The 24,417-nt window shown below is 66.4% G+C and carries 20 protein-coding genes; 14 read left to right on the plus strand and 6 right to left on the minus strand.

Annotated elements, in window-relative coordinates:
- The first annotated feature begins 20 nt into the window (after positions 1–20).
- Positions 21–1,304, plus strand: a complete 1,284-nt coding sequence (locus H7F51_RS12465) for an MFS transporter (RefSeq protein WP_185664638.1) — start codon at positions 21–23, stop codon at positions 1,302–1,304.
- A 101-nt stretch (positions 1,305–1,405) separates the two neighbouring features.
- On the opposite strand, the gene H7F51_RS12470 is transcribed toward H7F51_RS12465, so the two are convergent.
- The 6 genes from H7F51_RS12470 to H7F51_RS12495 form a co-directional block, all read right to left on the minus strand.
- A complete protein-coding gene (locus H7F51_RS12470; protein ID WP_185664639.1) occupies positions 1,406–2,230 on the minus strand; it encodes a flagellin N-terminal helical domain-containing protein in 825 nt (274 codons plus the stop codon).
- Positions 2,231–2,335: 105 nt separating this feature from the next.
- Positions 2,336–3,208, minus strand: a complete 873-nt coding sequence (locus tag H7F51_RS12475) for an alpha/beta fold hydrolase (protein ID WP_185664640.1) — start codon at positions 3,206–3,208, stop codon at positions 2,336–2,338.
- Between the two features lie 47 nt (positions 3,209–3,255).
- Positions 3,256–4,050: a hydrolase 1, exosortase A system-associated gene (locus H7F51_RS12480; RefSeq protein WP_185664641.1), complete on the minus strand. Its 795-nt coding sequence runs from the start codon at positions 4,048–4,050 to the stop codon at positions 3,256–3,258.
- Positions 4,047–4,712: an alpha/beta hydrolase family protein gene (locus H7F51_RS12485; protein WP_185664642.1), complete on the minus strand. Its 666-nt coding sequence runs from the start codon at positions 4,710–4,712 to the stop codon at positions 4,047–4,049. Before H7F51_RS12485 ends, H7F51_RS12480 begins: the two co-directional genes overlap by 4 nt.
- 9 nt (positions 4,713–4,721) lie before the next feature.
- Positions 4,722–4,979, minus strand: a complete 258-nt coding sequence (locus H7F51_RS12490) for an acyl carrier protein (RefSeq protein WP_185664643.1) — start codon at positions 4,977–4,979, stop codon at positions 4,722–4,724.
- A 36-nt stretch (positions 4,980–5,015) separates the two neighbouring features.
- Positions 5,016–6,014 (minus strand): GNAT family N-acetyltransferase, encoded by a 999-nt coding sequence (locus H7F51_RS12495; protein ID WP_185664644.1) that lies wholly within the window; start codon positions 6,012–6,014, stop codon positions 5,016–5,018.
- 25 nt (positions 6,015–6,039) lie between these two features.
- Here H7F51_RS12495 and H7F51_RS12500 point away from each other — a divergent pair, with 25 nt between their 5' ends.
- From H7F51_RS12500 to H7F51_RS18695, 13 genes are all read left to right on the plus strand, one after another.
- Positions 6,040–7,569 carry an acyl-CoA ligase (AMP-forming), exosortase A system-associated gene (locus tag H7F51_RS12500; RefSeq protein WP_185664645.1) on the plus strand — a complete coding sequence of 510 codons (1,530 nt, stop codon included), beginning with the start codon at positions 6,040–6,042 and terminating at the stop codon, positions 7,567–7,569.
- The gene (locus tag H7F51_RS12505; protein WP_185664646.1) at positions 7,566–8,792 is read left to right on the plus strand and encodes a pyridoxal-dependent decarboxylase, exosortase A system-associated; all 1,227 of its coding nucleotides are present in this window, start codon (positions 7,566–7,568) and stop codon (positions 8,790–8,792) included. The genes H7F51_RS12500 and H7F51_RS12505 overlap by 4 nt, the downstream gene beginning before the upstream one ends.
- A 199-nt stretch (positions 8,793–8,991) precedes the next feature.
- A complete protein-coding gene (locus tag H7F51_RS12510; protein ID WP_185664647.1) occupies positions 8,992–9,636 on the plus strand; it encodes an XrtA/PEP-CTERM system exopolysaccharide export protein in 645 nt (214 codons plus the stop codon).
- 9 nt (positions 9,637–9,645) lie between these two features.
- Positions 9,646–11,163 (plus strand): XrtA system polysaccharide chain length determinant, encoded by a 1,518-nt coding sequence (locus H7F51_RS12515; RefSeq protein WP_185664648.1) that lies wholly within the window; start codon positions 9,646–9,648, stop codon positions 11,161–11,163.
- A gap of 10 nt (positions 11,164–11,173) precedes the next feature.
- Complete coding sequence (locus H7F51_RS12520; protein WP_185664649.1) at positions 11,174–12,166, plus strand: P-loop NTPase family protein; 993 nt, start codon at positions 11,174–11,176, stop codon at positions 12,164–12,166.
- 5 nt (positions 12,167–12,171) lie between these two features.
- Positions 12,172–13,905, plus strand: a complete 1,734-nt coding sequence (locus H7F51_RS12525; protein ID WP_185664650.1) for a preprotein translocase subunit YajC — start codon at positions 12,172–12,174, stop codon at positions 13,903–13,905.
- A gap of 47 nt (positions 13,906–13,952) precedes the next feature.
- Positions 13,953–15,119: an XrtA/PEP-CTERM system-associated ATPase gene (locus H7F51_RS12530; RefSeq protein ID WP_185664651.1), complete on the plus strand. Its 1,167-nt coding sequence runs from the start codon at positions 13,953–13,955 to the stop codon at positions 15,117–15,119.
- Positions 15,120–15,138: 19 nt separating this feature from the next.
- On the plus strand, positions 15,139–16,020 hold the full coding sequence (locus H7F51_RS12535) for an XrtA system polysaccharide deacetylase (protein WP_185664652.1): 882 nt from the start codon (positions 15,139–15,141) through the stop codon (positions 16,018–16,020).
- A complete protein-coding gene (locus H7F51_RS12540; RefSeq protein ID WP_185664653.1) occupies positions 16,017–17,087 on the plus strand; it encodes a FemAB family XrtA/PEP-CTERM system-associated protein in 1,071 nt (356 codons plus the stop codon). Before H7F51_RS12535 ends, H7F51_RS12540 begins: the two co-directional genes overlap by 4 nt.
- Positions 17,087–18,319 (plus strand): TIGR03087 family PEP-CTERM/XrtA system glycosyltransferase, encoded by a 1,233-nt coding sequence (locus H7F51_RS12545; protein ID WP_185664654.1) that lies wholly within the window; start codon positions 17,087–17,089, stop codon positions 18,317–18,319. Before H7F51_RS12540 ends, H7F51_RS12545 begins: the two co-directional genes overlap by 1 nt.
- Entirely contained in the window at positions 18,309–19,862 is a 1,554-nt protein-coding gene (xrtA, locus tag H7F51_RS12550; protein ID WP_185664655.1) for an exosortase A, read from the plus strand. The genes H7F51_RS12545 and xrtA overlap by 11 nt, the downstream gene beginning before the upstream one ends.
- A gap of 12 nt (positions 19,863–19,874) precedes the next feature.
- Positions 19,875–21,770: an XrtA/PEP-CTERM system amidotransferase gene (locus H7F51_RS12555; protein ID WP_185664656.1), complete on the plus strand. Its 1,896-nt coding sequence runs from the start codon at positions 19,875–19,877 to the stop codon at positions 21,768–21,770.
- A 74-nt stretch (positions 21,771–21,844) separates the two neighbouring features.
- Positions 21,845–24,118, plus strand: coding sequence for an EAL domain-containing protein (locus H7F51_RS18695; protein WP_246448331.1), 2,274 nt, complete (start codon positions 21,845–21,847; stop codon positions 24,116–24,118).
- Positions 24,119–24,417: the final 299 nt, after the last annotated feature.

The following is a 24,417-nucleotide window of genomic DNA, read 5'->3' on the forward strand; positions in this document are numbered from 1 at the left end:
CGGCGCCGGGAGAGAGATCGATGCAAGGCAATGCCAGCAATCCTGCCGCCCCCGGCGGCCGATACCGGTGGCTGATCGTCACGCTGCTCTTCGCGGCCTGCACGATCAACTACGTCGATCGCCAGATGATCGGCGTACTCAAGCCGACCCTGGTGAACGAGCTCGGCTGGACCGAGAGCGACTATGCAGACATCGTGTTCTGGTTCCAGTTGGCCTATGCAGTGGCCTACCTTGTTTTCGGCAAGGTGGTCGACGTGCTCGGCACGCGGCTGGGCTATGCCGTGGCCGTGGTGATCTGGACGGCCGGACATATGGCGCATGGCCTTGCCACGACAACGGTTCAATTCGCTCTGGCCCGCGCCGGCCTCGGCATCGGCGAGGCGGGGAATTTCCCCGGCGGCGTCAAGGCCGTGTCCGAGTGGTTCCCACAGCGCGAGCGCGCTTTCGCCACGGGCCTGTTCAACGCCGGCTCCAATGTCGGCGCGATCCTCACCCCGCTGCTGCTTTGGCTGATCATCGATCACTGGGGCTTTGACTGGCGGATGGCATTCTACATGACCGGCATTTTCGGCGCCGCTTGGCTGATCGCCTGGCTCGCCGTCTACCGCGTACCGGCCGAAAAGCCGCAGGTCTCCGCCGAGGAGCGGGCCTGGATCGAGCAGGACGGCCCGCCCGCGACCTCGATCAAGGCCGGGGTGGCCGACGTGATCGGACGGCGCGAGACCTGGGCCTATGCGCTCGGCAAGTTTTGCATCGACCCGATCTGGTGGTTCTTCCTGTTCTGGCTTCCGGGCTACCTTGGCCAGCGCTACGGGCTCGATCTCAAGACCTTCGCCCTGCCAGTCGCCGCGATCTACCTGATTTCAGACGCCGGCAGCATTTTCGGGGGCTGGATGTCCTCGCGCCTGATCGCGGCCGGGCACAGCGTCAACTTCGCCCGCAAGATCACCATGCTGGTCAGCGCAATAGCCATCCTGCCGATCTGGTTCGCCCAGGATGTCGGCACGGTCTGGGGCGCGGTCCTGCTGATCGGGCTGGCGACGGCCGGGCACCAGGCCTTCTCGGCCAATCTCTATACGCTGCCGTCGGATGTCTATCCGCAAGGCGCGGTCGGCACCGTGATCGGGATCGGTGGCGCGATCGGGGCAACCGGCGGCATGTTCATGGCCAAGTTCACCGGCTACGTGCTCGACACGACGCACAGCTACGCCCTGCTTTTCGCGATCTGCGCGAGCGCCTATCTTGTTGCCCTGGCGATCGTGCACCTGCTCTCGCCGCGGCTCGCGCCGGTTCATCTGGACTGAAAGCAGGCGGGCACCCGTAAGGGCGTCCGCCTGCCGTCAATCCGTCGCTTCCCAAAAAAGGGCGGCTCCCGCAAGCAGGAGCCGCCCCCCACCGGGAACCGTTACTTGAGCAGCGAGAGAACGTTCTGCTGCGCCTGGTTGGCCTGTGCGATCATCGCGGTCGAAGCCTGCGAGAGGATCTGGGCCTTGGCCATCTTGGTGGTTTCCACCGAATAGTCGGTATCCTCGATCCGCGAACGGGCATCGGACAGGTTGGCGATATTGCTGGTCATGTTGTTGACCGCCGATTCCAGCCGGTTCTGTCCGCCGCCAAGCGAAGCGCGGCTGGCGTTGACGTCGGCCAGGGCGAGGTCAACATTGTCCATCGTGGTCGAGGCGAGCGCAGTGGTCGTAACGTCGAGCGCGGTGGCAGAGATGTTGGTGCCGTCGATCGCGGTCGAGGTGAGGGTCACGGTCTGGCCGCTCTCTGATCCGGTCTGGATGTCGATGCTGACATCGGTGCCGGCCGTGGTGCTGAACAGGGTGATCCCGTTGAACGTGGTGTTGCCCAGCACGTCGGAGATCTGCTGGGTCAGGTTAGTGACTTCCGACTGCATGGCCGCCCGGTCCGAAGTCTGGAACGTGCCCGAAGCGCCCTGAACCGCCAGTTCGCGGATACGCTGCAGCATGTTGGAGACTTCCGACAGCGCGCCTTCAGCCGTCTGCGCAAGGCTGATGCCGTCATTGGCATTGCGGATGCCCTGGCTCATGCCCTTGATCTGCGAAGTCATCGAGGTAGCGATGGCAAGGCCCGCCGCGTCGTCCTTGGCAGAGTTGATGCGCTTGCCGGTCGACAGGCGTTCCATTGCCGAGCCGAGCATCTTGTCGGCCGCAACTGACGCGTTCGAAGCGCGCAGCGCGGAAATGTTGGTGTTGATGACCGCCATGGTCTGTTGCTCCCGGTGTGTGCGTGCCCCGGGGGTCCGGAGCACCTGAAGCAAAGACCGGCGGCGGCAGACGGAATTTAAGGGGCAGGGTTAATAATTTCCCGGTCAGCCCAGGAAAGCCTTAATGTCGGCCATGAACCGGTCGAACTGATCATGATGCAGCCAATGGCCGGCATCGTCGTAGATCTTGAGTTCGGCATTGCGAAAGCAGGCCAGGCGGCCATCTTCATCCGGGCTGGAAAAGAAGCTGTCCCGCCCCCACAGCAGCAGGCTGGGGCAATCTATAGCGGCCCAGACCTCGCGGATCTGTTCGTAGGTCGCGTCGACTGGATACCAGGCATTTATGTAATGGTCGTACTTCCAGCTGAGCGTACCATCCTCGTTGTGCCGCGTGCCATGCAGCGTGAGATGGCGGGCCTGTGCGTCGGTCAGGTGACGGTTGGCCTCCATCATCCGCGCAAGGGCGGCTTCGAAGTCGGGGTAGGTTCGGCGCGGCCTGGTCGAAATGGACCGGCGCAGTTCGATCCAGCGCCGCATCAGTTCGGCATAGCCCTTTTCGGCCCGCTCGGCGATCGACTTGGCGGTGAATCCCAATCCCTCGATATTGACCATCTTCGCCACGCGCGCGGGATAGATGCCAGCATAGCGCGCAACCACATTGCCGCCGAGCGAATGGCCGATCAGGGTCACCGGCCCGTCGCCGAGCGCATGGATCAACTGCGCAAAGTCGTAGACGAAGGCCGTCAGCGAATAGTCGCCATCGGCCGACCATTCACTGTCGCCGTGGCCGCGCAAGTCGGGGGCAATCACGTGCCAGTCGCGGCGCAGCTCCTCGGCAACGGCATCGAACGACCGGCAGTGATCGCGCCCGCCATGCTGGAGGATCAGGAGCGGCGCTCCTTCATTGCCCCAGTCAAGATAGTGCAGGCGCAGACGCTGCGACAGGAAGGTCTGGGAAACGGGAGCAGGAAGAGACATGGCCGATGCTTGCTCCGGGTCGGCCGGGAGGTCAACCTCGCGGGCCTTTAGCCAGCCGGTGAAGACAATAGGCCTGCGATCCTGTCCTCAAGCCATTCCTGCGCCGCCTGTTCCACGAAACTGTGGCTCGCTCCGGCGCAGATGGACAGGCGGGGATCGGTCCTGTCCCAGTCGCCAAGAAACGCCTGCCCGGTGCGGTCCCGTTCGGCGATCAGCAGCAGCGCCGGGCCCGAAAATCCTGCCAGCCCGGAGGTAATCTCCCGGGCAAGGCTCGTCGGCTCAGCCCGCCGGCTCATGTCGCGCAGTGAGCGCATCAGCCCCTTCAGCGAGACCTTTCCGCCAAGCAGGCGAAGCAGGGCCGCCGGATCGCGCAGCCGCCTGAGATAGTGACTGCGCAAGGCACCGGCCGGCAGGGCCGCCGCCGCTCCATCCGCCTCGTCGCCCTCGATCGTCCAAGGGTTGGACAATACGAGACCGTCACAGCCCAGACCGCTCCCCAGCATCAAGGCGCTTGCCGCGTCGCAATTGCCCCAGGCGACAACCCGCGTCAGCTGCGGTGCCTCGGCTCGGAAGGCCTCAATCGCGGCGCGGATATCTTCGGCCGAGTGTCGAAAGCCGAGGTTGCTCCCTTCGCTGTCGCCAATCCCCCGGCGGTCGAACCGGAATACTGGAAAGCCCCGGGCGGCAAGGCGTGTAGCGAGCAAGGCCTGCCCGTTCCAGGCGCCGCAGCGGATCTCGTTGCCGCCGCTGACGATCAGCAGGCCCGTCGCGGCCGGCGCATCGTCCAGCGTTCCGACCAGCGCCTGGCCTTCGCAGGCGAATGTCAGGTGCCGCCGGGTCATGCGCCAATTCCGGCTGCGACCCTCTGGGCCAGCCCATCGGCCTGCACCGGGTCCTCGCCAGCCTCGGCCCGAAGCCACAGCGCGCCGCCGCCGATATCGCCCTGCGATATCACAGGCCGCCCCTCATCGGGCATCGCTGCTTCGAGCTGGGCGACCATGGCTGGGCCGAGCCGGTAGCCCGCCAGTTCAATTCCCTCGGTCAGCGCCCGAACCAGCAGGTCGTCAGCGCGCTCGGTCCGCCCGGCCTCGCGCGCGGAAAGAACCCGCATCCGCAGCAACTGCCGCAGGATCGTCGCTCCCTTAACCGGGGCGTGGTCCGGCCCCGGCAAGTTCGGCCGGACGAGGGCGCCCCCACGCAGGGCAAGGGCATGGTTCGCGCGAAAATGCTCTGCGGCCGAGGCCATCGCCGCGCGCCAGTCATCAAGGCTGATACTTTCGCCCGGCCGCAGGCTCTCTCCGGTACCGGGCAGGTCGGGCAGGAAGCAATCGATCCCGAGCCGGTCAAGCCGGCGCATCAGTTCCATGGTCTGGCGCCGCAGCCGGTTTGCCTCGTCGAACAGGGCAGGGACCACCAGCATGCGCAGGGCTCGCCCGCGATCGAATACGATCGCCGCTTCCTCGGCCATGCCGTCCGGTATCGGGCAGGGCCAGGATGAAATCATCGGCTGATATCAGGCCAGCTTGGCGCGGGCGAAAGCGAGCAGCGAACCATAGCTTTCGAGCAGTTCGCCATCGACCTCGTCATCCTCGATGATGAAGCCCAGCCGGTCTTCCATCTCGGTCAGAAGGCCTGCGACGGACATCGAATCGAGTTCCGGCAAGTGGCCGAACAGGCCCGTCTCGGCATCGAAGGCCGCAACTTGCGTGGCGGAAAGACCCAGCACATCAGCCAGGATCTGGCGCAGGCTCTGGTCGATATCGATGTTCATTCGCAGCCCCGGACGGATTCCCTTGAACGCGCGCCTCTAGCGACGGAGCAGCCGGCGGGCAAGGCGCGGCCAGGCGCGCGGTGCTTTTGGCCAGAGTGCGTCGATCTGATAGCGTAGCCTGATATCATCCATCCAGTCCCGCTTGTAGGCATTGTCGCCGGTCCCGAAGTCAACCAGTTTGACCCGGTCGCGGTCGATCACTTGCTCGAACAGGGCCGCGCTGAGCACCGTGCCGGGAGACTGCGCCTTGCCGTCCTCGCGGTGAGCGAGCTTGTGAATGTAGGCGGTCCCGTCCTCGACCGTCCAGAACTGCGCCGCCACGGCGCGGCCCTCGACATGGGCCAGCCCCATACGCAGCCGCCCGGCGGCGCCCTCGGCCTCGGCAAAGGCCCGGAGCAGGGCCGGGTTGCCCTCCTCAGGCTTCCAGCTCGCGGCGTAGATTTCCTCGTAGGCCTGCCAGACCTCGGGGCGGAACGTGCCGAACAGTTCGGTCGCCACCCGCCCGCTCCTGCGCTTCAGCATGGTGCGCAGGGCACCGGGGCGCCCGGCAAGGAATGCGGCATAGTCCCGTCCGTCCAACGCCAGCACGTGATTGCTGTCGTGAACCGCCATCCGCACGGCCCAGCCCGCCCTGCGCAGGGCCTCTGTCAGCGCAGTGGCACTCCCGTCCTCGTCCGGCACCTGTTCCAGCACCAGGCGCCAGCCGCGCCGGGGCAGGTCGCGGCCGAGAGCTTCGAACAAGGGCAGGGAGGCAGCATCCCTGCTCACCAGCGGTCGCCATCGAAAAGTGTACCAGTTGGCCAGCGGACGGATGACGCCGCCGCGTTCCGTCAGCGCCATCAGCGCGCTGTGGCCATCGCTGCGGGCCAGGGCATAGAACGGCGCAACGCCGCCATGGGCGCAGAGCAGTCGCCACCACTCCGCCCTGTCGAAGGGCCCGCGCGCGTCCGCCAGAGCGGCGTTCAGCTGGTCCGCGAGGCCCGGAACCCTTGACGCTTTGTCAAGCTCGGCCAGATAGATTACGTCGTTCACCATCACTCCGGCAGGAACCGTATTCTCCTTGGCCCAAGTCCAGACCAGCCCCGCGGCCCGGCCGCTGGATCACCTCGCACAGGCCGGAGCGGATGAAGCGCCGGCACTGCTTTTGCGTAGCGGGGCACTAACCTACAAGGACTTAAGAACGCGTATCGCGGCCCTTGCCGGATGGCTGGCCAGCATCGTGCCCGAACCGGGCGCGCGGGTGGCAACATGGGCCGCCAAGGGCGAGATGACCTGCCTCATGCCGCTGGCCGCGGCGCGCGCCGGGCTGGTTCACGTGCCGGTCAACCCGCTGCTCAAGCGTGCCCAGGTCGCCCATATCCTGGCGGACAGCGGCGCGCGCCTGCTGATCGGTTCTCCGGCCCGCCTCGCCACGCTTCATCCAGATGATATCGCAGGCCTATATCGGAGCTTTGGCGAGGATGAGGCCCTGGCCCAAGCCTATGCCGCCGGGCGCGAACTGGGGCCCTCGGCCGCCGATCCGGCCGGCCTTGCCGCCATCCTCTATACCAGCGGGTCGACCGGCCGACCCAAGGGCGTGATGCTCAGCCACGCCAACCTGTGGCTCGGCGCCGAAAGCGTCGCCTCCTATCTGGACCTGACCCCAAAGGATCGTGTGCTGGCGGTTCTTCCGCTCTCGTTCGACTATGGCCAGAACCAGTTGCTCTCGACCTGGTTCGCCGGCGGAGCAGTCGCGCCTCTGGACTATCTGACCCCGCGCGACGTGATCAAGGCGATAGCCCGCCATGATATCACCACGCTGGCCGCCGTGCCGCCGCTCTGGGTGCAACTTACCGAGCTGGACTGGCCGCCGGAAGTCGCTGCCGGGCTGCGCCGTCTGACCAACAGCGGCGGCGCCCTGACGGTCGATCTTGTTCGCCGTCTCCGTTCCCTGTTCCCCAACGCCCGCCTGTTCCCGATGTACGGGCTGACCGAGGCCTTCCGCTCGACCTATCTCGATCCAGCCCTGGTCGACCTTCACCCGACCTCCATGGGCAAGGCGATCCCCCATGCCGAGATCCTCGTCATCAACGATCGCGGCGAACTGGCCGCTGACGACGAGGAGGGCGAACTGGTTCATTGCGGGCCGCTTGTCGCGCAAGGCTATTGGCAAGATCCTGAGCGGACTGCCGAGCGCTTCCGTCCGGCGCCGGCCATGTCGCGCCATGGAGGCACGGCGGTGTGGTCGGGCGACCGGGTGCGCCGCGACAGGGAAGGGCTGCTCCATTTCGTTGGCCGGCGCGATGCGATGCTCAAATCCGCTGGCAATCGCATCAGCCCCCAGGAGATCGAGGAAGCGGCGCTGGCGACCGGGCTCGTGGCCGAAGCCGTGGCCCTCGGCGTGGCTGACGAACGGCTCGGACAGGCCGTTCACCTCATAGTGCGGCCGGCGCCGGGGTTTTTAGAAAATGAAGAAGAATTGCGATCTATCCTGATGAAGGAATTGCCAAACTTTATGCAGCCAAAGGTCATCCACTGGCGTTCTGCGATGCCGATCGGCCCCAACGGAAAGATTGATCGGACAGGTCTTCAGGCGGAGCTGGTGGCATGAAGCTGCTTGGGCCGATTCCACCATATTTCAGTAGCATAAATGGTATTCTTGAAATTTCGGGTGAGGTATCTGAAGCCTTGGTTGCCCGGGCCGGATCAAGCCCGCTGTTCATCTATTCAGCCGAAATCATCCGCCAGCGCGTGGCCAGCCTCCGCGCCGCAATGCCCAGCTCAATTGGTTTGCATTATGCCGTAAAAGCAAATCCATTCCTTCCATTAATTCATGTAATGTCTGAACTTGTGGATGGTTTCGACATTGCCTCGGCTGGCGAACTGGCAAACCTACTCGGGGCGGGCATCGATCCGCGTAAGGTTTCCTTCGCCGGCCCGGGCAAGCGGGATGCCGAACTGGAAGCGGCTATCACGGCGGGGGTAACGCTGAACCTCGAATCCGAGGCCGAGGCTGATCGCGCTCTCGCCATCGCCGAGCGCCTCTCGCGCACCCCGCGCCTCGCCATCCGGGTGAACCCGTCGTTCGACCTCAAGGGCTCTGGCATGAAGATGGGCGGCGGTGCCAAGCCGTTCGGGCTGGACGAGGACCGGGTTCCGCCCCTGGCCCGGCGGATCGTTGCGTCCGGGGCCGAGTGGCGCGGCTATCACATCTTCGCCGGAAGCCAGGCCATTTCGGCCGAGGCCATCATCGAAACGCAGCGCCAGACGCTCGAGCTTGCCGCCCGCCTCGGGCGGGAGAGCGGCGTTCCGGTTCCTCACGTCAATCTCGGCGGCGGGTTCGGCATTCCCTATTTTCCGGGCGATACCCCGCTCGATCTCCCGGCTGTGGGCGCCGCCCTCGGGGACCGCATGGCAAGCCTGCCCGAAGAACTGGCGAAGACGGAGTTCTGCATCGAACTCGGCCGCTATCTGGTCGGCGAGGCCGGCGTCTACCTGACCCGTGTGATCGAACGAAAGGAAAGTCACGGCGAAGTCTTCCTCATCGTCGATGGCGGAATGCACCACCAACTGGCCGCATCGGGCAATTTCGGGACGGTGGTACGCCGCAACTACCCGGTGGCCATCGCCACGCGCTTCGATGCCCCGGTCGAGGAAGAGGCCAGCGTCGTCGGCTGCCTGTGCACCCCGCTTGATCGCCTTGCCGACAAGGCCGGTTTTCCGCGCGCCGAAGCGGGCGATCTGGTCGCGGTTTTCTGCGCCGGAGCCTATGGCGCCACGGCCAGCCCGATGCATTTCCTCGGCCATGGCCCCGCCGCCGAAATCCTCGTTTAACTTCCTGATTCTACTCGTCCCATTCCGGGACGGCACGCGCAAGCAGCTGGAATCCCCGTAGTTCCGGGGAGATCACTAACCGGTTGTTCACCCTTTTTGACCATAGCGGGCAGGTGAACGGGCAGGCCCGGGGGGCAGCGCGGCATCGACGGGTGCTTCGCGCGGTGCCGCCGGTCTGCCCCGCGCGAAGGAAGTGATGATGCCGAAGACCCGCGTTTCCTGGCTGCTTGCCGGCTGTGCCATGACCAGCCTGTCGCTCGCCGGATGCGCCACCGCCAGCAAGGGGCCGACCCTGCCTCCGGCATCGTTCGTTGCCATGCAGGAGGGGCCGGGCGAGGACTACGTGATCGGCCCGCTGGACGAGTTGACGATCTTCGTCTGGCGCAATCCCGAACTCGGCGCCAGCGTCCAGGTCCGCCCCGACGGGCGCATCACCACGCCGCTGATCACCGACATGCCGGCCGTGGGCAAAACGCCGTCGATGCTGGCTGAGGACCTCAAGCTTCAGCTTTCCCAATATATTCAGGAGCCGCTGGTCTCGGTCATCGTCAACAAGTTCTCCGGCACCTTCAGCCAGCAGGTCCGTGTGGTCGGTGCAACCGGCAAGCCGGCCTCGATCCCCTACCGTGCCAACATGACCGTGCTCGACGCCATGATCGCCGTCGGCGGCCTTTCCGAATTTGCCGCGGGCAACCGGGCCAAGTTGATCCGCTTCGACAAAGGGAGCGGCCATCAGCAGGAATATGCCCTGCACCTGGCTGACTTGCTCAAGAAGGGTGAAAGCAAGGCCAACGTGATGCTGATGCCGGGCGACGTCATCATCATCCCGGAAAGCGCGTTCTGAGGTGCGGCGATGAACGGCCTCATCGACGAACTGCGCGCGGCCCTGTTCAGCGTCTGGCATCGCCGCTGGATCGCGCTCGGCGTGGCCTGGGGCGTCTGCCTGCTGGGCTGGCTCGCCGTGGCCACCGTACCCAATTCATACCAGTCTCGCGCCCGCATCTTCGTTCAGCTCGACGATCCGCTGGCTGACCAGATCGGCATCGGCATGGGTGATCGCCGCCGCGACATCGACCGCGTGCGCCAGACCCTGACGAGCGCGGTCAGCCTGGAAAAGGTCGTCCGCTCGACCTCGCTGGGCGATGGCATCAACACGCCCAAGCAGATGGAAAACATGGTCCTTGCGCTCGGCAAGGCGGTCAAGGTCGTCAACCAGCAGGACAACCTGTTCGAGATCACCGCCGTCTCGACCGATGGCTCGCTCCCCGACGCGCAGAGCGCCCGGCTCGCGCAGGACATCGTCCAGAAGCTGATAGATATTTTCCGCGAGGAGAACCTCGCCGGCGGGCGCGGCGAGATGAGCGACACGATCGCCTTCATGAACCAGCAGCTCGCTGACCGCCAGAAGCAGCTTGAAGCCGCCGAACAGCGCCGCCTTACCTTCGAGGCGAAGTATCCCGAACTGTCGCAGGGCGGCGCCTCGCTGGTCCAGCGGATGGAAGCGGGCCGTGCCCAGGTGCGCGATCTCGATGCCGACATCGCCGCCGCCCAAAGCGCGCTGGCCGCGATCAACGGCCAACTGGCCGGAACCCCGTCCACGCTGAGCGGCCCTGGAACCGGCGGTGCGCGCGGCGCACTGTCCGATGCGCAGGCGCAGCTTGCCGCCATGCGCGCCCGCGGGCTGACCGACAGCCACCCCGACGTCATCGCCATGAAGAACCAGGTAGCCCAGCTGCGCGCCGCCACCGCCTTCGAAGGTCCGGCCACCGGCACGCCCAACCCGGCCTATTCTTCGCTTCAGTCAATCCGCGCCGAAAAGCAGGCCAATCTCCAGGCCCTGCAGACCCGCCGTGCCTCGGCCCAGGCCGATCTGGCCCGGGTCGATGCCCAGCAGATCGAGAATCCGGCCGTCGCTGGCGAGGCCCAGCGCATCAGCCGCGATTACGACGTGCTCAAGCAGCAGTACGACAAGCTGCTGCAGGACCGCGAGGCCCTGCGCCTGCGCGGGCAGGTCGAGGATGAGCGCAGCGCGGTCAAGTTCCAGGTGATCGACCCGCCGACCACCCCGCGCTCGCCGGTTGCCCCCAATCGCCCGCTGCTCCTGCTCGGGGTGCTGGTGATCGGCATCGGCGCGGGCGTGGCGGCGGCCTTCGCGGTCGCCCAGCTGCGTTCGACTTTCCAGACCACGGCCCGGCTCGAAAAGGCGCTCGGCCTTCCGGTGCTCGGCGCGATCTCGCATACGCTGACCGACAGCGCCCGCGCGCTGCAGGGCAAGCGGCTCAAGTATTTCATCGCCGGTTCGGCGGCGCTGGGGGGCGTGTTCGTCATGCTCCTCGCCGCCGAGATGATCCAGCGCGGCATGGTGGCGTGAGGAGCCGGCGATGACTGAACAGAAGAAGATCCCGCTGCCCTCCTCGGTCGAACGGGCGATTTCCGGCTTCGACCTCTCGAAACTCGGCGGCATCGCCAGCCCCGGCAATCTTCCGCCCGACGCGCGCCAGCGCGTGGTGATGCGCGAGCTGACGATCGAGCCCATGCCCGAGCCGCCGGCGGAAGCCGTTCCGGCCGAAACACCAGAACCGCGCCACGCGGTTCCGATGCGCCCCGAACCTTTGACAGCCGCTCCCGTTGCTTTCCCGCAGGTATTCCACGCCGTCGACCGCGTCCATCTGCGCAATCAGGGCATGATCGTTCCCGAGGGCAGCGTCACCGCGCTGCTTGAGGAGCTGCGCATCGTGAAGCGCCAGCTTCTGGTCCAGTCGGCCGATCTGCGCCGGGGTGGGATGGGCGCTGCGGCCCAGCGCGTCCTGATCTGCTCCCCGCTTCCGGGCGAGGGCAAGACCTACACGGCGGTCAATCTCGCGCTCGCCATCGCGGCGGAAAAGGAAAGCGAGGTGATCCTCGTCGATGCCGATTTCGCCAAGCCGTCAGTGCTCTCCACGCTCGGCCTGCCCGGCGGGCCGGGCTTGATGGACGCCCTGGCCGATCCGGCGATCGACGTGGCGGACTGTGTGCTCGGCACCGACATTCCCGGCCTCTGGGTCCTGCCCGCCGGCAACGCGACCACGGCCGACACCGAATACCTCGCCTCATCGCGCACCCGTTCCGTGCTCGACCGGCTCACCCAGGGCGCCCCCCACCGCATGGTGATCTTCGACAGCCCGCCCGCGCTGGCCGCCTCTCCGGCTGCCGAACTGGCGAAATATGTCGGGCAGGCGCTCGTCATCGCCCGCGCTGACCGGACCGGACAGTCCGCGCTGGAAGACGCGATCTCGCTGCTCTCGGCCTGTCCGAACATCCAGTTGCTGCTCAATGCGGTGCGTTTCTCCCCGTCCGGCCGCCGCTTCGGCACCTACTACGGTTACAAGGGATAGGCGCGGTGCGGATACGTCTCCTCCTGCTATCCGGCGCCGCGCTGGCCGTCGCCGCGCTTCCCGCCAGCGCGCAGACCATCGGCTATGGCTCGTCCAGCGAAGCCGCGACCGGCTCCGACAGCCCTGCCGAAGATTCGTCCGCTCAGGGCGACGAGGCCTACGGCTTGCCGCAGGGCAAGAAAATGCCCGGCACCGGCCGCAATGGCCACCGCGAAAAGCTGAAGCTCCAGCCCTATATCGAGGCGGCGCAGGTGATGACCGCCGACCTCTCGCCCGATCACGACGTCCTCACCTGGACCACGCTCGCGGCCGGGGTCGACGGCCAGATCAAGAACCGGTCGAGCGAGGCGGCCTTCTCGGTCCGCTACCAGCGCACCATCGGCTACGGCAGGGCAGCGGATTCAGGCACCCTGAGCGGGCTGGTCCGTGGCGGCACGGTGATCGTCCCCAACACGCTCAGCCTCGAAGGCGGTGCTCTCGCCACCCGCACCACGATCGGCGCCAGCGGCCAGAGCCTGCCCGGCGGCTTCAAGCCCGGCGGATCGAGCCGGATGTGGGCCGCCTATGCCGGGCCCAACCTCACCACCCATGCCGGGCCCGCCGCGGTCAACGGCTACTACCGCGTCGGCTATACCGAACTCGGCAACAGCACCTCGATCACGGCCAACGGCGCGGCCGCCAGTGCCGACCTTTTCGATCACTCCTGGGTGCAGAGCGCGGGCCTCCATGCCGGCGTAGGCGCGGGCGAGGTCCTGCCGGTCGGTCTCGGAGCCGGCGCGGCGTGGTACCGCGAAGACATTTCCAACCTCGCCCAGCGCGTCGATGATTTCACCGCCCGCGCCGACATCACCGTGCCGGTCGACACCAATTTGGCCCTCGTCGGCGGCGTCGGCTGGGAAAAAGTCGAGATCTCCAGCCGCGACGTCCTGCGCGACAGCTCGGGCGCCCCGGTCATCGGCGCCGACCTGCGCTACGTCACCGATAATTCCGCCCCCCGCCAGATCGCCTACGAAAGTACCGGTGTGATCTGGGACGCCGGGGTAACCTGGCGCCCCAGCCGCCGCACCGCGCTCGAGGCCCATGTCGGCTGGCGCTATGGCGGCACCACGGCCTATGGCTCGTTCGGGTGGATGCCCAACCGGCGCACCATCGTGAACGTCTCGGTCTATGACAGCATGTCGGGCATCGGCGGCACGATCAACCGCGCTCTGGTCTCCCTGCCGAGCGATTTCCTCGCCCAGCGCGATCCGGTCACCGGCGATATCAACGGCTGCGTGGTCACGCTCCAGCCCGGCGCCTGCGTCACCGGCGCCTTCGGCTCGGCCCGCTCGGCCACGTTCCGCGGGCGCGGGGTCATGGCCAGCTACTCCACCCAGATCGGCGGCTTCGGCACGGGGCTTGCCGGGGGTTATGACAACCGCAAGTTCATCGCCGCGCCGGGCACGATCCTCGCCAGCGCCAATGGCGTGATCGACGAGACCACCTGGCTCTCGGCCTGGTTCAACGGCCGCCTCGGCCCGCGCACCACCTTCGGCAGCTATGTCTTCGCCAACTGGTATCACTCAGGGCAAGTGCCGAACGGCGACGGTACCGCCTTCGGCGTGACCGGTTCGCTCAGCCACACCTTCGATCAACACCTGTCGGCCAATGCCGCGCTCTCGCTCTACGGGCTGGAACGCGAGGCGGCCGAAAACACCTGGAACGCCTCTGCCCTGGTGGGCATGCGTTACGCATTTTGACCAAGCTTCATTCTGAACCACGCGGAAAACGGGAACAGGAGACCTCGATGTACGACGAATTCTATGGCTTTTCCGCCCGCCCGTTCCAGCTCACGCCGGACGCGGCCTTCTATTTCGAGAGCCTGACGCACCGCAAGGCGCTGTCCTACCTCGGCTATGGCCTCGCCCAGGGCGAAGGCTTCATCGTCATTACCGGCGAGGTCGGCGCGGGCAAGTCGACCCTTGTCGCGCACCTCATGGCCACGATCGACCCCCAGCGGCTGACCGCAGCGCAAGTCGTCACCTCGGCGCTGAACGGCGAGGAGATCATCCACGTCGTCGCGCAAGCCTTCGGCCTGGTCATCGACGGGCATGACAAGGCCTCGGCGCTCGCCGCGATCGAGGGCCTGCTCCACGCCGAGGCGCGCGGCGGCCGCCGCTGCCTGCTGGTGGTGGACGAGGCGCAGAACCTCTCGATCGAGGCGATCGAGGAACTGCGGATGCTCTCCAACTTCCAGCTCGGCGCCCAGCCGCTGCTACAGACCCTGCTGCTCGGCCAGCCCGAGTTCCGCGACCTGCTCCAGTCGAGCCCCGAACTGGAACAGCTGCGCCAGCGCGTCATCGCCACCCACCACCTCGATGCGATGGAGGCCGATGAAATCCGGCCCTATATCGAGCACCGGCTCAAACTGGTCGGCTGGGAAGGGCGCCCGCAGATCGCGGCCGATGTCTACCCCGCGCTCTACGAAGCTTCGGGCGGCGTTCCGCGCCGGGTCAACCAGATCGCCAATCGCCTGTTCCTGATGGGTTCGGTCGAGCAGCGCGATCTCTTCGACGCCGACCTCTTCGCCCGCGTCCTCGCCGAGGTGCGGACCGACACCGGCCTTGCTCCGGCCCGCGAGGTGGTCCATCCCCAGTTCTCGCCTCCGGCGCCGCCGATGGCCCACCCGGCTGTCGCTCCGGAGCCGATCGACGCCGTGCCGTTCGAGGAAATGAAGGCCGCCTTCGCAGAACGCGACGCCCTGATTTCCGAGCTTCAGCAGGCCGTGATCGAACTGGCCAACAGCGTCGAGCAGCCGGCCCCGGCCGCCGCTGTGCCATCAGCCGAACTCACCGCTCTCGCCCAGCGCCTCGGCGCGATGGAACAGCGCCTCGTCCAGCAGGAGGCCAGCGTCAAGCACGCCCTCGCCATGCTGATCGAGTGGCTGGAGGCAGACCAGAAGGCCGCCGCCTGATCGCGGCAGGGGGATCGGCGTGACGGTGATCAATGGCCTCTCGGTCGATGTCGAGGAATGGTTCCAGGTCGGCGCCTTCGAGCGCGTGATCGATCCGGCCGCGTGGGGCAGTTATGCCCCCCGGGTCGAGGACAATTGCGCCCGGATTCTCGATCTTTTCGCCGCTGCCAATGCCCGCGCCACTTTCTTCACCCTCGGCTGGATCGCGCGCCGCCACCCAGCGCTGATCCGCCGTATCGCCGATGCCGGGCACGAGATCGCCAGCCACGGCCTTGCCCATGCCCGCGTCTTCACCCTCGGCGCCAGGGTCTTTGGCGAAGATCTCGCCGAAAGCCGCAAGGCGCTGGAGGATGCCTCGGGCCAGCCGATCCTCGGCTACCGCGCGCCCAGCTTCTCGATCGACGCGCGCACCCCGTGGGCCTTCGATGTCCTCGCCGAGCAGGGCTACGCCTATTCCTCCAGTGTCGCTCCCGTCGCCCACGATCATTACGGCTGGCGCGAGGCCCCGCGCTTCGCCTTTCGCCCGCTGTCGGACAGCGCACTCATCGAGATCCCGGTCACCACCGCCGAATTCGTCGGTCGCCGCCTCGCGGCCGGGGGAGGGGGCTTCTTCCGCGTCTTGCCCTACGCCTTCTCGCGCTGGGCGATCCGGCAGGTCAATGCCGCCGGCCGACCGGCCGTGTTCTATTTCCACCCGTGGGAGATCGACCCCGGCCAGCCCCGCGTGGCCCATGCCCCGCTGCGCTCGCGCCTCCGGCACTATACCAAACTCGACCAGATGGCCGGCAAGCTGGCCACCCTGCTCGAAGACTTTACCTGGGGCCCGATGCACCGGATCGTTTCCGCCGAGGCCGCCCGCGCGCCCTTGTTCGTGCCCCAGCCTGCGCGCCGCGCCGCATGAACGCGCCTTTCGCTCCCCCGCGCGCCACGATCCGCCTTGCCGAGGTGGCGAATGAGGCCGCGCCCCTGAACGCCTTCCTCGCCGATCATCCCGATGCCACCCCGTTCCACCGGCCTGACTGGCTGCTGGCCGTCGAACAAGGCACGGCCAATCGCGCCATGGCTCTCGTTGCAGAACAGGGCAGGGCGCTCACCGCCTATCTGCCGCTCAGCGAGATCCACTCCCCGCTGTTCGGCCGAATGCTGGCATCGACCGGCTTTGCCGTCGGCGGCGGACTTCTCCTGTCCGAAGGAGCGGACGCGGCCCCGATCATCCACGCTGCCGAACGCCTCGCGCTCAGCCTGTCCTGTCCGGCAATCGAACTGCGCGGCGGATCGCTGCCCGAACGCTCGCCCGAATGGCGCCACCGCACCGAAAGCCACGCCGGGTTCGTTGCCCCGTTGGCGGGCAATGACGAGGCCCAACTTCTCGCCATTCCGCGCAAGCAGCGCGCCGAAGTGCGCAAGGGCCTCGAACAGCCGCTGACCGTCCACGTCGGCACGGCCGCGGACGACCGCGCCGCCCATTACGCGGTCTATGCGGAAAGCGTGCGAAACCTCGGCACCCCCGTATTCCCCCGCGCCCTGTTCGACGCCGTGCTCGACCGCATGGGTCCGGCGGCCGACATCCTCACCGTGCGGCACGATGGTGCCCCGGTCGCATCGGTCCTCTCGCTCTATCATGGCGGCGCGGTCATGCCCTACTGGGGCGGCGGAACCATGGCCGCCCGGGCCCTGCGCGCCAACGACCGGATGTATTTCGAACTGATGCGCCATGCCCGACAGCGCGGCTGCACCCGGTTCGATTTCGGCCGCTCCAAGACCCATTCCGGTGCCTGGCATTTCAAGCGCAACTGGGGCTTCACTCCCGAACCGCTGGCCTATGCGACATGGACCGCGCCCGGCGCCCCCTTGCGTGATGCCGACCCCACCAGCGCCAAGCACGCCGCCCGCATCGCCGCATGGCGGCGCCTGCCATTGTCCATTGCCAATCGCCTTGGGCCGTTCATCGCGCGGGGGCTCGGCTGATGAGCGAGATCCTGTTCCTCTCCCACCGCATTCCCTTCCCGCCTGACCGGGGAGACAAGATCCGCTCGCACCACCTGCTCAAGCGGCTCGCCGCGATTGCCCCGGTCCACGTCGCCACTTTCGCGGACGACGAACAGGACGCCGCTCACGAAGTCGAATTGGCGATCACCGCGCGCTCGTGGCGCCTTGTTCGTCGCCGCCTGCCGCTGCCGCTGGCCGGAGCCATGGCCCTTGCCCGCGGCCTTCCGGTCAGCCTGACCGCCTTCCGCGATTCCCGGATCGCAGACTTCGTAGCCGAAACCCTGCGTGTCAGGTCGATCTCGACCATCGTCGTCTTCTCCGGCCAGATGGCCCAATATGTCCCGGCAGACTTCGCCGGGCAGGTGATCGTCGATTTCGTCGACGTCGATTCCGCCAAGTTCGATGCCTATGCCGCCGATGCCCGCTGGCCGATGCGCTGGGTCCACGCCCGCGAGGGCCGTCTGCTCGCCGCCGAGGAAGCGCGCGTCGCCATGCGGGCCGATGCCGCCCTGTTCATCTCGCCCGAGGAAAGCGCGCTGTTCTCCGCCCGGCTGGCTCCGGCCCAGCGCGCGCGCTCCTCGCTCGTCACGCTCGGCAACGGGATAGACACGGACCTGTTCGATCCGGCCATCGTCACCCCTGAGCCGCAAATGGCCGCGCTATCCGGTCCGCCGCTGATCTTCACCGGGCAGATGGACTATCCGCCCAACGTCGATGCCGTGGTTCGCGCCGCCACCCGGGTCATGCCGCTTATCCGCGCCGTCGTGCCCGACGCGACCTTCCACGTGGTCGGCCGCAAGCCGGCACCGGCGGTCATGGCTCTGCAGGGCGTAAACGGCACCCATGTCTGGGGCCGGGTGGAGGATGTCCGCCCCTGGCTCAAGGGAGCCGATCTGGCGCTGGTTCCCTTGCAGATCGGGCGCGGGGTACAGAACAAGGTGCTGGAGGCCATGGCCATGGCGCTCCCTGTCGTCGCCAGCCCGCAGGCCGCCACCGGCATCCCCGCCGTGGCCGCCCGCGATCTTGCCATCGGTCACAGCGACGAGGATCTCGCCGCCCAGTGCCTGTCCCTGCTGGCAGACCGTCGCGGCGCTCGCCGGATCGGCCTTGCCGCCCGCCGCTTCGTCGAGCAGGCCCACAACTGGGATGCCGTCCTCGCCCCGCTGCCCGCCCTGATCGCCGTTGGCAAAGCCCGCCGCAATGCCGCCTGAGGCCGCCGCCCGGCCATCCCCGGCACCGGGCATCCCGGCCGGATGGCGTGCGCCGCTGGCAGGGCTGGGCGCCGTCACCCTCGCACTGCTCATCGCCTTTGCCCGGGACTGGGCCGAGATGGCTGGGCAATGGTGGAACAGCTCGACCTACAATCACGTGGTCCTGATCCCCCCGATCCTTGGCTGGCTGGTCTGGCAGCGCTGGCCGCAACTGAGCCGTCTCGCGCCTGCCCCGTGGTGGCCCGGCCTCGTCCTGTTCGCTCTGGCCCTGTTCGGCTGGGTGCTAGGGACGTTCGCGGGCTTTTCACTGGTCTCGCAGGCCGGTGCAGTGGCCATGCTCGGCGCTGCCGTGCTGGCCCTGCTCGGCCCGCGCATCGGCTGGGCGCTTGCCTTCCCGCTGGGCTACATGGCCTTCCTCGTCCCCTTCGGCGACGAACTGATCCCGCCCCTGCAGACGGTCACCGCCAAACTCACCATCGCCCTTGTTCACCTCTCGGGCATCCCCGCCGCGATCGACGGCGTGTTCATCGATACACCCGCCGGCCTGTTCGAGGTTGCCGAAGCCTGCTCGGGCATCAAGTTCCTGATCGCGATGATCGCCTTCGGGGTTCTCGCCGCCCATCTCTGCTTCACCAGTCCGTGGCGCCGCGCCGCATTCCTTGTCCTGTGCGCTGCGATCCCCGTCCTCGCCAACGGCGTGCGGGCCTGGGGCACGATTGCCGTCGCTCAGGTGAAAGGCACCGCATGGGCCGGGGGCTTCGATCACATCATCTACGGCTGGATCTTCTTCGGCGCGGTAATCGCCGCGATCATCGCCCTGTCCTGGCGCTTTTTCGACCGCGCGCCCGACGCTGCGGTGGTCGATCCCGCAGCGATCGAGCGCTCCGCGCTGCTTGCGCACCTATCCGCCCAGCGCCTCGGCCTTGCGCCGGCGCTCACCATCATCGCCCTGCTGACCGCCGCGGGGCAGGGCTGGGCCGCCGCTGCCGACCGTCTTGACGCCCCCCTGCCGCGCCAGATCCACTTGCCCGAAGTGCCCGGCTGGCACAGGGCCAACTATGCGCCCCTGCTAGGCTGGCAACCACGCGCCAGCGGCGCCGAACACCGCCTGCTCGGCCGCTATGCCGACGATCGCGGCCATACCGTCGACGTGTTCTTCGCGCTCTATTCGGGCCAGTCCGAAGGGCGCGAGGCCGGCGGCTTCGGAGAAGGGGCACTGACCCCGGAAAGCGGCTGGGCATGGCGCGCCGATGGGCCGGCAGTCGCGGGTGGCAAGTCCGAACGCCTGCTCGGCAAGGGCAGGGCCGAACGCCTCGCCGAAACCTACTACCGCACCGGCAGCCTGCTGACCGGCTCCAACATGCGCCTCAAGCTCGCCAACATCGCCGACCGCCTTTTGCTGCGTCCGCGCCCGACCATGCTCCTGATCCTGTCCGCCGAAGCCCCCGCCGGCAGCGACGAGCCCGAACGGGCGGTCAATGCGTTCCGCGCCTCGGCCGGCCCGCTCGATCGGTGGATGGACCGCGTGGCCCAAGTCCGGTAGGCCGCTCCTCGCATGTGCGGTATTGCCGGTCTCTACCATCTCGCTACCCCCAAGCCGGTCGATCCCGCGCGGCTCGAGCGGATGGCCGATGCCATGGTCCATCGCGGCCCCGACGGCGGCGGTGTCTGGACCGGACCCGGCGTCGGCCTTGCCCACCGCCGCCTTTCGATCATCGACGTCGCCGGCTCGCCCCAGCCCATGGCCAGCAGCGATGGCCGCTGCATCCTCGTCTTCAACGGCGAGATCTACAATTTCCGCGAACTGCGAGCCGAACTGAAGGCCGCCGGGGCCACCTTCCACACAGACGGTGATAGCGAGGTGATCCTCGCCGCCTGGCAGAAATGGGGCGTGGACTGCCTGCCGCGCCTGTCCGGCATGTTCGCTTTCGCAATCTACGATCTTGCCGCCCGCACCCTGCTCCTCGCGCGTGACCGGCTTGGGGTGAAGCCCCTGTTCCTCGCCCCGCTCAGCGACGGCAGCCTCGCCTTCGCCTCCGAACTCAAGGGACTGCTCGCTCACCCGCTGCTGAGGCGCGAAGCCGATCCGCTGGCGGTCGAGGATTACCTCGCCTGGGGATATGTCCCGGATCACCGCTCGATCCTCAAGGGCGTGGAGAAGCTACCCGCCGGGCACTACCTCCTGCTCCGCCATGGCGCCCCGCTGCCGTGCCCGGTGCGTTGGTGGGACATTTCCTTTGCCGAGCGCCATCGCGGCAAGGCCGCCGATCTCGAGGCCGAGTTGCTCCACCACCTGCGCGAAGCGGTGTCCTCGCGGATGGTGGCCGATGTGCCGCTGGGCGCCTTCCTGTCGGGCGGGGTGGACAGTTCCAGCGTCGTCGCCCTCATGGCGGAAATCAGCGCCGATCCGGTCCGCACCTGCTCGATTGGCTTCGATGCCGCCGCGCTGGACGAGACCTCCTATGCCGACGAGGTCGCCCGCCGCTTCGGGACCGACCATCGCAGCCGGACCGTCTCGGCCGACGATTTCGATCATGTCGATACTCTCGCGGCCATGTTCGACGAACCCTTTGCCGATGCTTCGGCCCTGCCGACATGGCGGGTCTGCCAGCTGGCGCGCGAAAGCGTCACCGTGGCCCTGTCCGGAGACGGGGCGGACGAAGCTCTGGCCGGATACCGCCGACACCGCTTCCACCATGCGGAGGACCGTTTGCGCCGCCTCCTGCCCCAGCCCTTGCGCGGCCCCCTGTTCGGTGCGCTCGGCTCGCTTTACCCCAAGGCGGACTGGGCCCCGCGCCCGCTGCGGGCGAAGAGCACCTTGATTTCGCTCGCCTCGTCCAGCGACCTTGGCTATTGTCAGGCCCTTGCGATCGTTCCTGAAAGCGGGCGCCAGGCCCTCTATTCACCGCAACTCAAGGCCCAGCTTGGCGATTACCGGGCCGAACAGCCTCTGCTCGAGCTCATGGCCCGCGCCCCGGCGCGCAGCGGGCTGGACCGTGCTCAATATGCCGATCTCGCCTTCTGGCTGCCCGGCGATATCCTGACCAAGGTCGATCGCACCTCGATGGCCGTCAGCCTCGAAGCGCGCGAGCCGCTGCTCGATCACCGCCTGCTGGAATTTTCGGCCCGCCTGCCGGAAAACCTGCGGATCAGGCAGGGGCAGGGCAAATGGCTGATGAAGCAGGCCATGCGCCGCTACCTGCCCGAACCGATCCTGTTTCGCCCCAAGCAGGGCTTCGTCACCCCGATCGCCCAATGGTTTCGCGGCCCCTTGGCCGAAACCGCGCGCACCATTGCCACCTCGGCCACTCTGGCGCGGACAGGCTGGTTCGATCCCTCCCGCATCGGCGCGCTGGCGGAGGCCCACATCTCCGGCCGGGCCGACAATTCCCGGCTGCTCTGGCAGCTCCTCATGCTCGACCGTTCGTTGACCCGGCTCAAGATCGCCTGAATCCTCGGGACTCTATGGTAAGCAGTTCTTAAACGATTTGCCCTAGAGCCCAGACGAATGGTCAACCTTGACGGATGATGCAAAAGCACCGCAATCTCTACGTCGCAGTCTTTGCGCTCTTCACATACGCTTTCGCGTGGTGGATTTTTGCCGCACCGGTCGATCAGGTCTACTGGAATGCCCGCTATTTTCTCAGTGAGCGCCAGGCGGACAAGTCGGTCGTTGTCGTCCGCCTCGATCAGGTCTCCGACGAAGCTGACGGCAATTCCAATTATTACGCCGAAGTCCTGAAGAGCCTGCACAAAACTGCGCCGGCTCACGTTTACCTTGACGCAGGGATCAAGCGTGGAAATTCCGCGTTGATCACCGAAATTCGTTCATGGGGAAATCGCCTTTCACTCGTTGCGCGGGTCAACCCGACCAGCATTGCCCACGGAACTTCCAGCGTCTCGGCCCTCGACCTCCCTGATCGCGCACTGGCGGGAACGGCAGAAGTTCTGGTTTCCGGATTTCGGGTGAATTTCTGGAAATACGTCACATTGGCGCCGTGCTCCATCGAGGTGGATGGACAAGCCTATCGTTCCCTTGCCGCATCCATGGCTGGCATCGGGTGCAACAGGGGTGATTTCCGACCAGACTTTTCAATCGATCCGGTAAGCGTGCAAGTGATCGATTCCGGTGCTCTGGTTGATGGCTCGGCCAAAGCCTCGATGCTGGCCGGTCGGACAGTGCTCTTGTCTACCTCCGCCACCTCGGCGACAGGCACGCTGGGCTATTTCGGCCATAGACAGCAGCCGCTGGTCATGTTGGACATTGCGGCAGCAGCTGGTGCGAGCCCTCGACCATTCGTGGATTGGCGGTTCGAGATCGTGGTGATCCTGTTCATCTTCACGGTCTGGCCGGTTCGGCGGATGAACAATCGCTGGGTACGCTGGAGCGGTTATGGAGTTGGGGTCGGCATCGCTTTGCTCGGGCCGGTCGCGTTCGAACATTACGGTTTGCTAGTCGGGGCTGGCAGCACCTGTGTCGTTATGGTCGTGTTCGGCTGCTGGCGAACGTGGTCACGCTGGCGCGAGCGCGTAATCGAAACCGGAAATTCGGGTCTTCCGAACTTCATTGCTCTGGGCAAGCAGAAGGTTCCGACCGGGTTCAATCTCGTCGTGGCGGTCATCGGCCGATACGAGGAGTTCCTCGCCACCCTGCCCACCGACCTGCATGGCGAATGCGCGCGCCAGATCGCGCGCCGCTTCTCGGTTGGATGCCGCACGGGCGAAATCTACCATGGCGAGGGCGGCCATTTCGCCTGGCTTGAACAGGATCACGGCGCCGACGAGCAACTCGAGCACTTCGAAGGTCTCAAGGCCCTGTTTTCGGCTCCGCTGCTGGTCGGCGGACACATGTTCGATACCAACGTCCATTTCGGGATTGACCGGAACGGCCAGTTCGACACGCTGACCCGGCTGAACACCGCGCTCGCCAGCGCTTCGGAAGCGCTCAAGAGCGGCCGCACGATCGAACAGTTCGAGGCCAATCGCCTTGCCAACGCGCCGTGGGAGCTCTCGCTGCTCGCCCGCATCGACGAAGGCATGCGCAATGGCGACATCTGGCTCGCCTACCAGCCGCAGTGGGAATTTGCTGAGAGCCGGATCAGCGGGGCCGAGGCCCTAATCCGCTGGAACGATCCGGTCCGCGGCCCGATCCGTCCCGATGAATTCATCCTCCAGGCCGAGCGGGCAGGGCGGATCGATGCCCTGACCTATTGGGTTCTCGAGCAGGCGATCAGTTCGGCCGAAGCGATGAACGCGCTGGGCAGCCGCTTCCAGATGAGCGTAAACCTGTCGGCCCAACTGGTCGACAAGCCCTCGCTGGTTAGTGCCACCTCCGAAATTGTCCTTCGCCGCGGGATCGACTGCCGCCTGCTGACGATCGAGGTTACCGAGACCGCGAGCGTCTACAACCGCCCGGCCGCGATCAAGAACCTTCTTGCGCTCAAGGCGATGGGCTTTCGCCTCTCGATCGATGATTTCGGCACGGGCGAGGCTTCGCTATGCTACCTTGCCGACCTGCCCAGCGATGAACTCAAGCTCGACCGCCGCTTCGTTTCGCGCATGACTACGTCGGACCGGGACTGCAAGATCGTCCACAGCACGATCAACCTGGCCCATGCGCTCGGCCAGCAAGTGGTCGCCGAAGGAATCGAGGACATCACGACTTTTGATATGCTTCGCCGCCTCGGTTGCGACCTTGCTCAGGGGTATTACATAGGTCGTCCGGAAACTTTCGAACAATTGCGCGCGAGATACCTGTCATTTGGGCGGGACGGGGTAAAATCGTTTACGTCTTGTTAACCATGGAAACTTTGGTTAATGGTTGGCTTCCATCGATGGAGGCAACCCATGATCGTAGCACTGAGCGATTGGCTCTGGACTATCCTGCTCGGCGATTAATTCGCGGAGTTCTGCGATTTTCCCCCAATTGGGGTGGGCGCAGTCAACAGGTCGTTCAAGCTGAAGTGATTCGGAATAGTTAACGTCAGCCATGCGGCGTTAACGGGAACAGACCGAAAAAATGGGCCCCGCAGGTAACTGCCGGGGCCCATTTTCGTTCAACTCGTCGCAAATTTCGGGCGCAAACCGTACCAGCAGGG

The organism is Novosphingobium flavum (assembly GCF_014230315.1).
GTDB lineage: Bacteria > Pseudomonadota > Alphaproteobacteria > Sphingomonadales > Sphingomonadaceae > Novosphingobium > Novosphingobium flavum.

What these genes read in the sequence shown, in the direction of transcription:
- H7F51_RS12485 (WP_185664642.1), bottom strand. Translation starts at nt 4,712, where the DNA reads ATGATTTCATCCTGGCCCTGCCCGATACCGGACGGCATGGCCGAGGAA.
- H7F51_RS12510 (WP_185664647.1), top strand. Translation starts at nt 8,992, where the DNA reads ATGCCGAAGACCCGCGTTTCCTGGCTGCTTGCCGGCTGTGCCATGACC.
- H7F51_RS12520 (WP_185664649.1), top strand. Translation starts at nt 11,174, where the DNA reads ATGACTGAACAGAAGAAGATCCCGCTGCCCTCCTCGGTCGAACGGGCG.
- H7F51_RS12545 (WP_185664654.1), top strand. Translation starts at nt 17,087, where the DNA reads ATGAGCGAGATCCTGTTCCTCTCCCACCGCATTCCCTTCCCGCCTGAC.
- H7F51_RS12530 (WP_185664651.1), top strand. Translation starts at nt 13,953, where the DNA reads ATGTACGACGAATTCTATGGCTTTTCCGCCCGCCCGTTCCAGCTCACG.
- H7F51_RS12480 (WP_185664641.1), bottom strand. Translation starts at nt 4,050, where the DNA reads ATGACCCGGCGGCACCTGACATTCGCCTGCGAAGGCCAGGCGCTGGTC.
- H7F51_RS12490 (WP_185664643.1), bottom strand. Translation starts at nt 4,979, where the DNA reads ATGAACATCGATATCGACCAGAGCCTGCGCCAGATCCTGGCTGATGTG.
- H7F51_RS12540 (WP_185664653.1), top strand. Translation starts at nt 16,017, where the DNA reads ATGAACGCGCCTTTCGCTCCCCCGCGCGCCACGATCCGCCTTGCCGAG.
- H7F51_RS12470 (WP_185664639.1), bottom strand. Translation starts at nt 2,230, where the DNA reads ATGGCGGTCATCAACACCAACATTTCCGCGCTGCGCGCTTCGAACGCG.
- H7F51_RS12505 (WP_185664646.1), top strand. Translation starts at nt 7,566, where the DNA reads ATGAAGCTGCTTGGGCCGATTCCACCATATTTCAGTAGCATAAATGGT.
- H7F51_RS12515 (WP_185664648.1), top strand. Translation starts at nt 9,646, where the DNA reads ATGAACGGCCTCATCGACGAACTGCGCGCGGCCCTGTTCAGCGTCTGG.
- H7F51_RS12465 (WP_185664638.1), top strand. Translation starts at nt 21, where the DNA reads ATGCAAGGCAATGCCAGCAATCCTGCCGCCCCCGGCGGCCGATACCGG.
- xrtA (WP_185664655.1), top strand. Translation starts at nt 18,309, where the DNA reads ATGCCGCCTGAGGCCGCCGCCCGGCCATCCCCGGCACCGGGCATCCCG.
- H7F51_RS12475 (WP_185664640.1), bottom strand. Translation starts at nt 3,208, where the DNA reads ATGTCTCTTCCTGCTCCCGTTTCCCAGACCTTCCTGTCGCAGCGTCTG.
- H7F51_RS18695 (WP_246448331.1), top strand. Translation starts at nt 21,845, where the DNA reads ATGATGCAAAAGCACCGCAATCTCTACGTCGCAGTCTTTGCGCTCTTC.
- H7F51_RS12555 (WP_185664656.1), top strand. Translation starts at nt 19,875, where the DNA reads ATGTGCGGTATTGCCGGTCTCTACCATCTCGCTACCCCCAAGCCGGTC.
- H7F51_RS12495 (WP_185664644.1), bottom strand. Translation starts at nt 6,014, where the DNA reads ATGGTGAACGACGTAATCTATCTGGCCGAGCTTGACAAAGCGTCAAGG.